Source organism: Achromobacter sp. Marseille-Q4962, from assembly GCF_943737005.1.
Taxonomy (GTDB): Bacteria; Pseudomonadota; Gammaproteobacteria; order Burkholderiales; family Burkholderiaceae_B; genus Achromobacter.
In genome coordinates this window covers 56094-69490 of the sequence record NZ_CALSFU010000012.1, presented here as the reverse complement: position 1 = coordinate 69490, position 13397 = coordinate 56094, and the positions used below count along the sequence as shown (strand labels likewise).

Below are 13397 nucleotides of genomic sequence, written 5' to 3'. Positions count from 1 at the left end.
GGGCGCGGCGGGCGGCGGGCACGTGCGCGCCGTCCGCTGGCCATGATACGAAGCGGCCTTCTATAATTCCAATGCATTTATTTCATGCTTTTCATGCACCCGGCACATGGATTTCCAAAAACTCAAGCATCTGCTCGCGGTGGTGGAGCACGGCACGTTCTCGCGCGCGGCCGAAGCGGTGAACCTGTCGCAGCCCGCGCTCAGCCGCAGCATCCAGGCGCTGGAAGCCGAGGCCGGGCTGCCGTTGCTGGATCGCGGTTCCGGCAGGCCGCGCCTCACGGCATACGGGGCTTGCGCGGTCGAGCGCGCCCGCCGCATGCGCTACGAGGAAACCGAGCTGCTGCGCGAACTGCGCAACCTGCAGGGCGGCGAGTCGGGCCGGCTCTCGGTGGGTTTCAGCCCGGCTCCGGCGTCGCTGCTGCTGGCGCCCTTTCTGGCGCACATGGCCGAACGCCATCCGCAGGTGCGGGTGGGGGTGGAACTGGGCGCCACGCAAGCCCTGCTGGAGCTGCTGCGCGCCGAGCGCATCGACGCCATGGTGTGCGATGCGCGCATGCTGTACGACGCCTCCGACCTGGAGACGCGCGCCCTGCCGCCGCTGCGCGCGGGCCTCGTGTGCCGGCCGGGCCACCCCATCCTGGCGCAGCGGCGGCCCGGCATCGAGCATGTCAGGCGCTATCCCGTGGCCTCGTCCACCCTCAGCCCCGAAGTCTCGCTGCGCCTGGCCGAGACCCTGGGCCCGGCCGGCGCGCCCGACCAGATGGTGACGCTGCGCTGCGAAAACCTCGATGCGCTCGTGGACGTGGCGCTGCGCACCGACACCCTGCTCCTGGGCGTGCTCTGCGTCACCCGCAGCCAGCAGGAAGCCGGCCTGCTGGCGCAGGTGCCGCTGGCGCGCGACCCGCAGCGCCAGGGACACTATGCGCTGGCGCGGCTCGCGGGCCGCACCCCCATGCCCGCGCAGGACGCGCTGTACGCGTTTGCCCAGGCCCGCTGGGCGGAATTCTCGGCGTTCCGGCCCGGCGGACGCGGCCGCTCTTCCCGTCAGCCACGCTAGGGCGCGTTGATCCTCGCCCCGCGCCACAGGCGATGGTTGGAAAAACCCTACAGCCGCATTGATTCGCCTACCCCATTTCTATAGAATCGGCAATTCGGGCCTTCGCCCATGTTCCCCAACATCCACAGCAAGGGAGGCGTCATGATGTATCCGTTTACCGCCGTCCCGCGCGTATCCCCGCAACGCCATTAAGTTGCCGTTGCCCGCGCGGACACGCCGCAGAAGCGTTTTCTAGCTTCCGCGCGCGGTCCGCCGCGCCCGATCCCGACCCCTTAAGCCGTCGCCCGCGCCTTGCGCCCGGGCCGTTTCCGTTTTTTCCCACAAGGAAGCCTGCGCGCCGCGCGCCGGGCTTAGGCCTATGGTTCACGACAAGAAAAACTCCCGAGGACAGACATTCAGGAATGTCCTGCTCTACACCTTCCGCCACTGGGGACGCCAGCCCGCGCGCGCCGGCCTCATCATCGGCCTGGCGCTGCTGGGCGCGCTGGCCGACGTGCTGACGCCGATGTTCGCCGGCCGGCTGATCGACGCCGTGGCCTCCGGCGCCGCCGACGATGGGCGGGCCTGGACCATGGCCATGCACGCCTTCTGGGCGCTGATCGCGCTGGGCGTGGGCGGCACCCTGCTGCGCCAGGCCATGTTCCAGAGCATCATCGGCTTCACGCTCAAGATGATGAACGGCATCGTTTCGCATGCGTTTCACCGCGTGCAGCGGTTCTCCACGGACTGGCACGCCAACAGCTTCGCCGGTTCGACCGTGCGCAAGATCACCCGCGGCATGTGGGCGGTCGACCTGCTGAACGACACGCTGCTCATCGCCCTGCTGCCCTCGGTCGCGATGCTGGTGGGCGCGACGGTCATGCTCGGCCTGCATTGGCCGGTAATGGGCCTGGTGGTGGGACTGGGCTCGGTGCTGTACATCGCCGTCACCACCACGCTGTCGCTCACCTATGTAGCGCCGGCGGCGCGCCTGGGCAATGCCTGGGACACCCGCATGGGCGGCGCGCTGGCCGACGCCGTGAGCTGCAATGCCGTGGTCAAGGCTTTCGGCGCGGAAACGCGCGAAGAAGCGCGGCTGGAGCGCGTGGTGCGCAAGTGGCGGCTGCGGACGCGGCGCACCTGGGTGCGCGGCACGGTCAACGGCGGCATCCAGGGCGCCATGCTGGCGGCCATGCAGGCCGCCATGGTGGGCGCCGCGCTGCTGCTGTGGTCGCGCCGACAGGCCAGCGTGGGCGACATCACCTTCGCGCTCACCATGTTCTTCATGCTGCAGGGCTACCTGCGCGACGTGGGCATGCACATCCGCAACCTGCAGCGTTCGGTCAACGACATGGAAGAGCTGGTGGACCTGGACGCGCAGAAGCTGGGCGTGGAAGACCGGCCCGGCGCGGGCGAGCTGCGCGTGCCCCGGGGCGAAATCCGCTTCGAGCACGTGGATTTCCGCTACGGCAACCATGAACAGCCGCTGTACCGCGATTTCTCGGTGCGCATCGCGCCAGGCGAACGCGTGGGGCTGGTGGGCCATTCCGGCTCGGGCAAGACCACGTTCATCAAGCTGATCCAGCGTCTGTATGACGTGAACGGCGGGCGCATCGCGATCGACGGGCAGGACATCGCCCAGGTGCGCCAGGCCTCGCTGCGCAGCCAGATCGCCATCGTGCAGCAAGAGCCGGTGCTGTTTCACCGCACGCTGGCCGAGAACATCGCCTACGGCAGGCCCGGCGCCACCCAGGCGGAAATCGAGCAGGCGGCGCGGCTCGCCAGCGCCCACGACTTCATCATGGCGCTGCCGCGCGGCTACGACACGCTGGTGGGCGAGCGCGGCGTGAAACTGTCGGGCGGCGAGCGCCAGCGCGTGGCCATCGCGCGCGCTTTCCTCGCGGACGCGCCCATCCTCATCCTGGACGAGGCCACCTCCAGCCTGGACAGCGAAAGCGAAGTGCTGATCCAACAGGCCATGGACAGGCTGATGGTGGGCCGCACCACGCTGGTGGTGGCGCACCGCCTGTCCACGGTGCGCGCGCTCGACCGGCTGCTGGTCATGGACCGCGGCCGTGTGGTCGAGGAAGGCAGCCACGAGCACCTCATCCGGCTGCGCGGCGGGCTGTACCGCCGGCTCTTCGAACGCCAGGCGCTGGAACTCACCAAGGGCCTGGACCGCGGCGAGTTCCTGGACGACGGGGCCGGCGATCCGGCGCGGGCCGCGCCTGAGCCGGCCGCGCCTGAGCCGGCCGCAACCTGATCAGGGCATGGCGGCGGTCGCCCGCTGCACGGCGGCCGCGCGCCGCGCATGGCGCTCGGCCGAACGGGCAAGGTACCGCTGCACGATGGCCGGCTCCGACGTGTGCGGCGTGCCGCCCGGAAACGGCGGTTTGGGGTCGTATTCGATCTGGAGCTGGATGAGCTGCGCCGTCTCCAGGCCGCACAGGTCGGCCACCACCTTGAGCGCCATGTCGATGCCCGAAGTGACGCCGCCCGCGGTATAGAAGTTGCCGTCCACGCACAGGCGCTCGTCGCTGGGCGTGGCGCCGAAGGCCGCCAGCAGCTCGCGCGCGCGCCAGTGCGTGGAAGCGCGGCGGCCCTTGAGCAGCCCGGCCGCCCCCAGCAACAGCGAGCCGGTGCAGATGCCGAAGACATGACGCGCCGCCAGCGCCTGCCTGCGCGTGAACGCCACCCAATCGGGATCGAGCAGCGCCGCGTCGGTGCCCGGCCCGCCCGGCACCACCAGCAGGTCACAGGGCGGCGCGTCGTCCAGCGTGCGGGTCGGCACGAAGGCCAGCCCACGGTCGGAACGCACGGGCTCGCGCGTCTTGGCCACCAGGTCCACGGTGAAGCCCGGCGCGGCGGCCAGCACTTCGTAGGGCCCTGTCATGTCGAGCTGGGTCAGCCCCTCGAACAGCACTATGTTCACCTGCATCGCAACCCTCCTTCAAGGCACAGGCTTGCAGCATAGCGCGACCCGCGCGGCTCAACCCGCCGAGCCCGCGGAAACGCCGCCGCAGACGTACAGAAGCTGGCCCGTGATGAAGCCCGCGTCGCGGTGCAGGAACATGGCCACCGCGTGCGCCACCTCCTCCGGCCGCCCCACCCTGCCCACGGGAATGGCCGCTTCCAGCGCCAGCGTGCGCGGATCGCCGGGCGGATTGGACTGGTTGAACAGCTCCGTGGCCACCGGGCCCGGCGCCACCGTGTTGACGGTGATGCCGTCGGCCGCCAGCTCCAGCGCCCAGGTGCGCGACATGCCGGCCAGCCCGGCCTTGGACGCGCCGTAGGCGGTGCGCCCCGGCTTGCCCAGGCCGGCGCGGCTGCCGATATTGACGATGCGTCCGAAGCGCGCGGCGCGCATGGCCGGCAGCAGCGCCTGCGCCAGCACCATGGGCGCGATCAGATTGAGCGCCAGCGTGTGCGCCATGTCGGCCGGGCTTGCGTCCGCCAGCGGCGCCACGCGGATCAGGCCGGCGTTGTTGACCAGGTGCAGCACCTGACGGCTGGCGGCCAGCTCCCGGGCCGCCGCCGCGGCGGCCTCGGTGTCGCTCAGGTCCACCGGGCGGAAGGTTTCGCCCGGCATCGGATCGGCGGGCGGCGTACGGCTGAAATTGACCACGTCGAAACCGTCGGCCAGGAGCCGCGCCGCGATGGCGCGGCCGATGCCGCGGCTTGCGCCCGTGACCAGAGCGGTAGGCTTGTTCATTGCGCGGTGATCCCCTTGTCTTTGATGAGCTGCCCCCACTTCTTGCGCTCCGCGCGCTCGAAGGCGGCCAGGTCGTCGCCGAACAGCGTGCCCGGCTTGGCGCCCATGGTGGCGAAGCTCGCCGCCAGCGCCGGATCGCGCAGGCCGCCGCGCGCCGCCTCGATGAGCTGCTTCACCACCGGCGCCGGCGTGCTGCGCGGTGCGTACAGCGCGAACCATGCAGTGACGTCGAACCCGGGCAGGCCCGATTCGGCCACCGTGGGCAGGTCGGGCACGGACGGGTCGCGCTGGGCGGACGTAACGGCCACGCCGCGCACCAGCTTGCCGTCCTTGATCTGCGCCAGCGACCCGGGCAGGTTGTCGAACAGCAGGTCCACCTGCCCGCCCGCCACCGCCGGCAACGACGCCGAGGTGCCCTTGAACGGCACGTGCAGCAGCGGAATGCCCGCCATGGCCTCGAAATACGCGCCCGTGAGATGCACCGAGGAGCCCACGCCCGGCGAGGCATAGGTGAGCTTTTTCTCCTTGGCGGCACGCGCGGCCTCGATGATGTCGGCCACCGTCTTGTAGGGCGACTTGGCGCTGACGGCGATCACGTTGGGCGTGGTGGACACCAGGGCGATCGGGACCAGGTCGTGCTCCGGGTCGAACGCCATGTTGCTGTAGAGGAACTGGTTGATGGTCTGGGTGCCGATGGTGCCCAGGCCCAGCGTGTAGCCGTCGGCCTTGGCGCGCGCCACGTAGGCCATGCCGACGTTGCCGCCCGCGCCGGGCTTGTTTTCCACCAGCACGGTCTGCTTCAGGCCGGGCTCCATGGCGTGCGCGATGGCCCGGCCGAAGATGTCGGCGCCGCCGCCCGGCGGATACGGCACCACCACGGTGACGGGATGCTCCGGATAGCCTGCCGCGTGCGCGCCGGACAGGGCCAGCAGGCCGAGCGTGGCGGCCAGGGCCGCCGCCAGCCGGCGGCGGCCGGCCAGCGGGTGCGGGAAATGCTTCATGGACTGTCTCCTTGTCGGATCCGCTGCGGCGGATTTATGCTGTTCTAAAAGTACGTAAATACGTACTATATTCATATGAACACGAAAACCCTCGAGGAGACAATCCGATGAAACGCTGGAAACACCGCCCCGAAGGCTCCACCTGGGGCGATTTCGGCCCCGACGACGAGATCGGCCGCCTCAACCTGCTCACGCCCGAGAAAGTGCTGCAGGGCGTGCGCGAGGTGCGCGCCGGACAGGCGTTCTGCCTGTCGCTGCCGCTGGACCTGCCGGGCGGCAACGTGCTCAACCCCCGCCGCCACGCGCCCATTCTCGCGCCCACCACGCGCGAGGGCACGCCTTATCTCAATTTCGCCATGTCGGCCGTGCAGCCGGGCGCGGTGGACGTGCTGTCGGACGACCAGGTCACCCTGTCGATGCAGTACTCCACCCAATGGGACGGCCTGTGCCACGTGGGCGCGCTGTTCGACATCCAGGGCGACGGCGAACCCCGCCGCGTGTATTACAACGGCTACGCGGCCGGGGTGGACGTGCTGGGCGGCGCAGATGCGGGCGGCGACGCGTGCTGCCCGCCTGGCCGCTCGTATGCCCGCCGGCTCGGCATCAACCGCTACGCCGAGAAGGGCATGCAGGGCCGCGGCGTGCTGGTGGACCTGGAGCGCGCGTTCGGCCCGGGCCGCACCGTGGTGGACCATGCCGGCCTGCAGACGGCCATGCGCGCCCAGGGCGCGGTGGTGGAGCCGGGCGACATGCTCGTGTTGCGCACCGGGTTCGCCGAGGCCGTGCTGGCGATGAACGGCGAGCCGGACGCGCACGCGCTGGAGCAGACCGGCGCGGTGCTCGACGGCTCCGACCCCGCCTTGCTGCAATGGATCACCGATTCGGGAGTGGCCGCCATCTGCGCCGACAACTACGCCGTGGAAGCCTATCCGGCCCGCGGCGCGGGCTCCTCGCATTCCGTGCTGCCGCTGCATCACCACTGCCTGTTCAAGCTGGGCGTGCCGTTGGCCGAGCTCTGGTACCTGAAAGAGCTGGCCGACTGGCTGCATGCCAACGGACGCTCCCGCTTCCTGCTCACCGCACCCCCGCTGCGCATGCCCGGCGCGGTGGGCTCGCCCGTCACGCCCATCGCCACGGTCTGATTTTTTCCTGTCTTTCCATGCCTTCCATGTCCGACTCCGATACGTTTTCCGAGCGCCTGGCCGCGCTGGCGGCCAGCCGCCCCGACGCCGTCGCCCTCATCGACCGCGACCGCCCCCTGAGCCGCGCCGCGCTGTTCGGCCGCAGCCGCGCGCTGGCCGCGGGGCTGGCCAGCCTGGGCGTCGGGTCCGGCCACCGCGTGGCGCTGTGGCTGCCCAACTGCGCGGCCTGGGTGGAATCCTTCCTGGCCTGCGCGCACCTGGGCGCGCTGGCGCTGGCCGTGAACACGCGGTTCCGCGCCCTCGAACTGGCGGACATTCTCGGCCGGGGCCGGGCCGACTGGCTGATCTATTGGCCGGGCTTCAAGGCCATTGATTTCACCGGCATTCTCAACGGCGTGCCGCCGGAACGCCTGGGCCGGCTGCGCGGACTGGTGGCGGTGGACGAACAGGGAGGCGCGCCCTTGCCGCAGGCGCACGGCCTGCCGGCCTATCGCTATGACGAGCTGCTGCGCGCCCCGCAGCAGCCGCCCGCGGCCGCGCCCAACGCCGGCGTGCTGTGCTTCACCACGTCCGGCACCACCTCCAAGCCCAAGTTCGTACTGCACGACCAGCGCACCCTGCTCGCGCACGGCGACGCCATCGCGCGGGCCTACGGCTACAGCGACGATGCCTGCGTGCTCGCCAGCGCGCCGTTCTGCGGCGCCTTCGGCTTCGCCACGCTGGCGGGCGGCCTGGCGGCCGGCGTGCCGGTCGCGTGCGAGCCGGTGTTCGACGCCGCCGGCGCGGCGCGGGCGGTCAAGCGCCATCGGGTCACGCACACCTACGCCAACAACGAGGCGCTGGTCGGCATGATGCAGGCCGCCGCCGGCCCGGACGATTTCTCCTCGGCCCGGCTGTTCGGATTCGCCAGCTTCACGCCGGCACTGGACAACCTGCTGGACCTGGCCCGCGACGCCCGCGTGCCGCTGACCGGGCTGTACGGGTCCAGCGAGCTGATCGCGCTGGTGGCCGCCCAGCCGCGCACGCCGGCCGAAGGCGACACCGCCGCCCGCTACCTGCCGGGCGGCACGCTCATCTACCCCGAGGCCCGCGTGCGCGCGCGCGATCCGGCCACCGGCCAGATCCTGCCGCACGGCGAATCGGGCGAAATCGAAATCCTCTCGCCCAGCCTGATGCTGGGCTATCTGGACAACCCCGAAGCCACGGCGGCCGCCTGCACCGAGGATGGCTATTTCAAGACGGGAGATCTGGGCTACACGCTCTCGCCGCGCCAGTTCGTGTTCCAGACCCGCATGGGCGATTCCCTGCGCCTGGCGGGCTTCCTGGTGAACCCGGTGGAGATCGAGCAGGTGGTGGAATCGCTGCCCGGCGTGCGCGCCTGCCAGGTGGTGGGCGCCATGAAGCAGGGCAAGACCGTGCCCTATGCTTTCGTGCTGCTGCACGACGGCGCCCAGCCCGATCCGGCCGGCTGGACGGCCGCCTGCAAGGCGGCCATGGCCGGCTTCAAGGTGCCCGCGGGCTTCTCGGCGCTGCAGGCGTTCCCTTCCGTGGAAAGCGCCAACTCGGTCAAGATCCAGAAACATAGACTGCGCGAGATGGCCGAGGCTATGCTGGCGGCCTCGCCCTGACCCCCGGCCTTTTCCATGTCCGCGCGCAAACTCTTCTCGCACAGCCCCCAGCCCCTGTATCTGCAGGCGGCCGCTTTGTTCCGCAGCCACATCCAGAACCGGACGTGGAAGCCGGGACAGCAGATTCCGCCGCTGGAGTCGCTGACGCAGACCTACGGCATTTCGCGCGCCACGGTGCGCCAGGCGCTGGGCATGCTGGAAGAAGACGGCCTGATCCGCCGCTCACGCGGCTCGGGCACTTTCGTCAACGCGGCGCTGCCCGAAACCCCCACGCTGCTCATTCCCAAGACCTGGGCCGAAACCGTGGAACTCAGCAACCAGCTCGGCACCGTGGCGCTGGTGGAATCGAGCGCGGACTCGCCGCTGCCCGACACGCTGGGCATGCCCTGCGCGGCGCGGCGCGACGGCCGCTTCCAGTACCTGCGCCGCGTCCACACCGCGCAGGCCGGCCCCTTCTGCTACAGCGAGGTGTTCATCGACAGCGGGCTCTTCCGCAAGCATCGCGCCCGCATGCAGAAAAGCACCGTGGCGCCGGTGCTCGACCAATACTACGGCGCGCGCATCAGCGAGGCCAGGCAGGTGCTCAACGTGATCGAGGCCGGCCAGGAGTCCGCCGAATCGCTGGGCATTCCGGTGTCCTCGCCGGTGGCCGAGATCCGCCGCTACGCCTGCATCGACGGCCGGGTGGTGTACTACGCCCGCCTCGAGTTCCCGTTCCGCAAGGTGCGCATGGAGTTCGACCTGCTGTCGGACCGCTGAACCCGCCCCTTTTCTTTTCCACTACCCAGGAGACCGCCGCCCGCCATCGTCATTTGCGACATGCCGCAGCAACCGCCGCTTCGAACCATAAATCCGCATAACGGGAGACAAGCCATGTTTCATCGAAAGAAGCCCCGGATTTCGCAGCCGTTACGCAGCACCCTCGCCGTCCTGTCCCTGGCCGCCCTGCCGGCCCTGCCCGCCCACGCACAGCCCGCGCCCGCGATTTCCGATGACGTGGTGCGGCTGGGCCTGATTCTGGACATGAGCGGCGTCTACGCCGACGTGACCGGCAAGGGCAGCGTCACGGCCGCCGAGATGGCCATCGCCGATTTCGGCGGCGCCGTGCTCGGCAAGAAGATCGAATTGCTTACCGTCGATCACCAGAACAAGGCCGACCTCGCCTCGGCCAAGGCGCGCGAGTGGTTCGACACGCAGCACCTGGACGCCATCATGGACGTGGCCGGTTCCGCGCCGGCCCTGGCCGTGCTGGAAGTGGCGCGCGAGAAGAAGAAAATCGTGATGTTCAGCGGGCCCGGCACCGAGCGCATCACCAACGACTTGTGCTCGCCGTATTCGGTCCACTACACCTACGACACCTGGTCGCTGGCCAACACCACGGCGCGCGCCAACGTGGAGCATGGCGGCAAGACCTGGTATTTCCTGACGGCCGACTATGCTTTCGGGCACACGCTGCAGGCTTCGGCCACCGAGGTCATCGAGCAGCACGGCGGCAAGGTGCTGGGCGCCTCGCGGCACCCCATGGGCGCCAGCGATTTCGCCTCGTACCTGCTGCAGGCCCAGGCGAGCAAGGCCCAGATCATCGGCCTGGCCAACGCCGGCGGCGACACCGTCAACGCCATCAAGGCCGCCAGCGAGTTCGGCCTCACCAAGGGCGGACAGAAAATGGCCGGCCTGCTGCTGTACATCAACGACATCCATGCCATCGGCCTGGAAGCCACCCAGGGCCTCACCCTGACCGAGGCGTTCTACTGGGACATGAACGACCAGACCCGGGCATGGTCGCAGCGCTACTATGACAAGCTCAAGAAAATGCCCAACATGAGCCAGGCCGGCACCTACTCCTCCGTCATGCATTACCTGAAAGCGGTGCAGGCGGCCGGCACGGACGAAACCGCCGCCGTCATGAAGCAAATGAAGGCCATGCCCATCCACGACTTCTTCGCCCCCAACGGCCGCATCCGCGAGGACGGCCGCATGGTGCACGACATGTACCTCTTCGAGGTGAAAAAGCCGTCGGAGTCCAGGCGGCCCTGGGACTACTACAAGCTGGTGGCGACGCTGCCGGGCGACCAGGCCTTCATGCCCCTGTCGCGCTCGAGCTGCCCGCTGGTCAAGCACTAGGACCGCGCCCCATGGAAGCCGCGCCGCTCTACCCCATTCCCGCCACCATTGCCGCCGTCGTGCGCAACGGGCAGGTGCTGCTGGTGCGGCGCGCGCATCCGCCGGACCAGGGAAAATGGGCCTTTCCGGGCGGCAAGATCCATTGGGGCGAAGACGTGCGCGCCGCCGCGCTGCGCGAGCTGGAGGAAGAAACCGGCGTGCGGGCCCGGGCCCTGGCCGTTTTCGACGCGATGGACGTGCGCGACCTCGACGACGCCGGCCGGCTGCGCCGGCACTACGTGCTGATCGCCGTCGCCTGCCGCTGGGTGTCGGGCGAGCCCAGGGCGGGCGACGACGCGCTGCAAGCCCGCTGGACGCCTCTGGCCGATCTCGACCGCCATGCCCTGGCCACGAGCCTGGGCGTGGCCGGCCTGGCGCGGCGCGCGGCCGCGCTGCTCGACGCCGCCTGAAGCCGCGCCGGCGCGCCCATTTCCGGAAACGAATGAAGTAAGGTGTAGCCCAGCCGACCTGGACCTCATTCTTTTCCGGAGCACCGAATGACTGGACTGTTTATCGTGGTGGCGGCGCTGGCCTTCCTGATGCTGGCGGCCTACCGGGGCTACAGCGTGATCCTGTGCGCCCCCATCGCGGCCATGGGCGCCGTGCTGCTCACCGATCCTTCCGCCGTGGCGCCGGTTTTCTCGGGCGTGTTCATGGAGCGCATGGCGGGCTTCGCCCAGCTCTACTTTCCGGTGTTCCTGCTGGGCGCGGTATTCGGCAAGCTGATCGAGATCTCCGGCTTCTCGCGCGCCATCGTGCAGGCCGTGCTGCGCCTGATCGGGGCCGAGCGCGCCATCGCGGCCATCGTGCTGGTGTGCGCGGTGCTCACCTATGGCGGCGTATCGCTCTTCGTGGTGGTGTTCGCGGTCTACCCCTTCGCCGCCGAGATGTTCCGGCAAGGCGGCATCCCCAAGCGGCTGATGCCGGGCGCCATCGCGCTGGGCGCCTTCACCTTCACCATGACGGCGCTGCCCGGCACGCCGCAGATCCAGAACATCATTCCCACCACGTTTTTTGACACCACGACGTGGTCGGCGCCCTGGCTCGGGCTGACCGGCGCGCTGTTCACGCTGGCCGCCGGCCTGGCCTACCTCGAATGGCGGCGCCGCCGCGCCGCCGCCGCGGGCGAATCCTACGGCGCGGAATTGCGCAACGAGCCGGTCACGCCCGAAGGCCAGCCCGCGCACCATCCGCTGGTCGCCCTGCTGCCGCTGGTGGTCGTGGGCGTGGCGAACTTCCTGCTCACCCGCTGGATACCCGCCTGGTATCCGGCCGACGCCGCGGTGGAACTGCCCGGCCTGCCCGCGCCGCTGCCGGCCAACGCCAGCGACCGCGTGGCGCTGTGGGCCGTCATGGGCGCGCTGATCGCGGGCATCGCGACCATTCTGCTGTTCTCGTTCAAAAGCGTCAGGGCGCATTTCGCCGAAGGCAGCAAGAGCGCGGTATCGGGCGCACTGCTGGCCTCCATGAACACCGCCGCGGAGTATGGCTTCGGCGGCGTCATCGCGGCGCTGCCGGGCTTTCTGCTGGTGGCCGATGGCCTGAAGGCCATTCCCGACCCGCTGGCGGGCGAAGCGGTGGCCGTCACCGCGCTGGCCGGCATCACGGGTTCGGCCTCGGGCGGCATGAGCATCGCGCTGGCCGCGATGGCGCAGACCTTTGCCGAGAACGCCCGGGCGGCCGGCATTCCCATGGACGTGCTGCACCGCGTGGCGGCCATGGCCAGCGGCGGCATGGACACGCTGCCCCACAACGGCGCGGTGATCACGCTGCTGGCCGTCACCGGCCTCACCCACCGCCAGTCGTACGGCGACATTTTTGCCATTACGCTGATATCCACGCTTTCCGTATTCCTGGTGATCGGCGTGTATTACCTGACCGGCCTGGTCTGAGCCGCGGCCGGGCAGCCCGTCGCGCAGCCGCCCCTTTCCCGGTTTTCCGCTCATGGAGCCCCCCCGAAATGACGACACCGACTTCTCCCCGCACCGCCCTGGTCACCGGCGCCTCCCGAGGCATCGGCGCGGCCATCGCGCGCCGCCTGGCCCGCGACGGCATGGCGGTCGCCATCAACTATGCCTCCAGCGCCGACCGCGCCGAAGCGCTGGCCGAGGAAATCCGCCAGGCCGGCGGACGCGCCCTGCCCCTGCGCGCCGACGTCGCCCGCCCCGACGAGGTGCGTAACTTGTTCGACGAGGTGGAACGCCAGCTAGGCAGGATCGACGTGCTGGTCAACAGCGCGGGCATGCTCAAGCTGGCGCCGCTGGCCGACACCAGCGATGCGCTGTACGACCAGGCCTTCGACCTCAACACGCGCGGCACGTTCAATACGCTGCGCCTGGCGGCCACGCGCCTTGCCGAGGGCGGCCGCATCATCAACGTGTCGAGCACCACGCTGGCGCTGAACCTGCCGGGCTACGGCGCCTACATCGCCAGCAAGGCGGCAGTGGAAGGCTTTACCCGCGTGCTGGCCAATGAGCTGCGCGGCCGCCGGATCACCGTGAACGCCGTGGCGCCGGGGCCGGTGGCCACGGAGCTTTTCCTCAAGGACAAGAGCGCGGAGCTCATCGAACGCTATGCGAAGATGCCGCCGCTGGAACGCCTGGGCCAGCCCGAGGACATCGCGGGCGTGGTGTCGTTCCTGGCCGGCCCCGACGGCGGCTGGATCAACGGCCAGATCCTGCGCGCCAATGGCGGGCTGGCCTGAACGCCGGCCGT

At 69.9% G+C, this 13397-nt stretch carries 12 protein-coding genes; 9 read left to right on the top strand and 3 right to left on the bottom strand.

The annotated features are described in order from the left end of the window. The first annotated feature begins 106 nt into the window (after positions 1-106). Positions 107-1057: a LysR family transcriptional regulator gene (locus tag NGJ44_RS12345; protein ID WP_251864085.1), complete on the top strand. Its 951-nt coding sequence runs from the start codon at positions 107-109 to the stop codon at positions 1055-1057. Positions 1058-1415: 358 nt separating this feature from the next. Then, complete coding sequence (locus NGJ44_RS12340) at positions 1416-3299, top strand: ABC transporter ATP-binding protein (protein WP_251864084.1); 1884 nt, start codon at positions 1416-1418, stop codon at positions 3297-3299. Here NGJ44_RS12340 and NGJ44_RS12335 read toward each other — a convergent pair whose 3' ends face one another. From NGJ44_RS12335 to NGJ44_RS12325, 3 genes are read right to left on the bottom strand one after another with little or no spacing between them, the layout of a single operon-like run. Further along, positions 3300-3974: a DJ-1/PfpI family protein gene (locus tag NGJ44_RS12335; RefSeq protein ID WP_251864083.1), complete on the bottom strand. Its 675-nt coding sequence runs from the start codon at positions 3972-3974 to the stop codon at positions 3300-3302. A 51-nt stretch (positions 3975-4025) separates the two neighbouring features. Next, positions 4026-4748: an SDR family oxidoreductase gene (locus NGJ44_RS12330; protein ID WP_053246260.1), complete on the bottom strand. Its 723-nt coding sequence runs from the start codon at positions 4746-4748 to the stop codon at positions 4026-4028. Beyond that, positions 4745-5749 (bottom strand): Bug family tripartite tricarboxylate transporter substrate binding protein, encoded by a 1005-nt coding sequence (locus tag NGJ44_RS12325; protein ID WP_053246261.1) that lies wholly within the window; start codon positions 5747-5749, stop codon positions 4745-4747. Before NGJ44_RS12325 ends, NGJ44_RS12330 begins: the two co-directional genes overlap by 4 nt. A 107-nt stretch (positions 5750-5856) precedes the next feature. Between NGJ44_RS12325 and NGJ44_RS12320 the strand changes: the two genes are divergently transcribed. The 7 genes from NGJ44_RS12320 to NGJ44_RS12290 all read left to right on the top strand — a co-directional run bounded on the left by NGJ44_RS12320 (position 5857) and on the right by NGJ44_RS12290 (position 13386). Continuing rightward, entirely contained in the window at positions 5857-6891 is a 1035-nt protein-coding gene (locus NGJ44_RS12320) for a cyclase family protein (RefSeq protein WP_053246262.1), read from the top strand. Between the two features lie 26 nt (positions 6892-6917). Further along, entirely contained in the window at positions 6918-8519 is a 1602-nt protein-coding gene (locus tag NGJ44_RS12315; RefSeq protein WP_251864082.1) for an AMP-binding protein, read from the top strand. A 15-nt stretch (positions 8520-8534) separates the two neighbouring features. Next, positions 8535-9278: a GntR family transcriptional regulator gene (locus tag NGJ44_RS12310; protein WP_251864081.1), complete on the top strand. Its 744-nt coding sequence runs from the start codon at positions 8535-8537 to the stop codon at positions 9276-9278. Between the two features lie 114 nt (positions 9279-9392). Then, the gene (locus tag NGJ44_RS12305; RefSeq protein WP_053246264.1) at positions 9393-10643 is read left to right on the top strand and encodes an ABC transporter substrate-binding protein; all 1251 of its coding nucleotides are present in this window, start codon (positions 9393-9395) and stop codon (positions 10641-10643) included. Between the two features lie 11 nt (positions 10644-10654). Further along, complete coding sequence (locus NGJ44_RS12300; RefSeq protein WP_251864080.1) at positions 10655-11092, top strand: NUDIX hydrolase; 438 nt, start codon at positions 10655-10657, stop codon at positions 11090-11092. Between the two features lie 87 nt (positions 11093-11179). Then, positions 11180-12574: a GntP family permease gene (locus tag NGJ44_RS12295; RefSeq protein ID WP_251864079.1), complete on the top strand. Its 1395-nt coding sequence runs from the start codon at positions 11180-11182 to the stop codon at positions 12572-12574. Between the two features lie 68 nt (positions 12575-12642). Further along, a complete protein-coding gene (locus tag NGJ44_RS12290; protein WP_053245149.1) occupies positions 12643-13386 on the top strand; it encodes an SDR family oxidoreductase in 744 nt (247 codons plus the stop codon). The last annotated feature ends 11 nt before the right edge of the window (positions 13387-13397 follow it).

Bases quoted from the DNA above. Each gene is read 5' to 3' on its own strand.
- NGJ44_RS12340 (WP_251864084.1), top strand. From the start codon at position 1,416: ATGGTTCACGACAAGAAAAACTCCCGAGGACAGACATTCAGGAATGTC.
- NGJ44_RS12330 (WP_053246260.1), bottom strand. From the start codon at position 4,748: ATGAACAAGCCTACCGCTCTGGTCACGGGCGCAAGCCGCGGCATCGGC.
- NGJ44_RS12335 (WP_251864083.1), bottom strand. From the start codon at position 3,974: ATGCAGGTGAACATAGTGCTGTTCGAGGGGCTGACCCAGCTCGACATG.
- NGJ44_RS12345 (WP_251864085.1), top strand. From the start codon at position 107: ATGGATTTCCAAAAACTCAAGCATCTGCTCGCGGTGGTGGAGCACGGC.
- NGJ44_RS12290 (WP_053245149.1), top strand. From the start codon at position 12,643: ATGACGACACCGACTTCTCCCCGCACCGCCCTGGTCACCGGCGCCTCC.
- NGJ44_RS12300 (WP_251864080.1), top strand. From the start codon at position 10,655: ATGGAAGCCGCGCCGCTCTACCCCATTCCCGCCACCATTGCCGCCGTC.
- NGJ44_RS12315 (WP_251864082.1), top strand. From the start codon at position 6,918: ATGTCCGACTCCGATACGTTTTCCGAGCGCCTGGCCGCGCTGGCGGCC.
- NGJ44_RS12305 (WP_053246264.1), top strand. From the start codon at position 9,393: ATGTTTCATCGAAAGAAGCCCCGGATTTCGCAGCCGTTACGCAGCACC.
- NGJ44_RS12320 (WP_053246262.1), top strand. From the start codon at position 5,857: ATGAAACGCTGGAAACACCGCCCCGAAGGCTCCACCTGGGGCGATTTC.
- NGJ44_RS12325 (WP_053246261.1), bottom strand. From the start codon at position 5,749: ATGAAGCATTTCCCGCACCCGCTGGCCGGCCGCCGCCGGCTGGCGGCG.
- NGJ44_RS12310 (WP_251864081.1), top strand. From the start codon at position 8,535: ATGTCCGCGCGCAAACTCTTCTCGCACAGCCCCCAGCCCCTGTATCTG.
- NGJ44_RS12295 (WP_251864079.1), top strand. From the start codon at position 11,180: ATGACTGGACTGTTTATCGTGGTGGCGGCGCTGGCCTTCCTGATGCTG.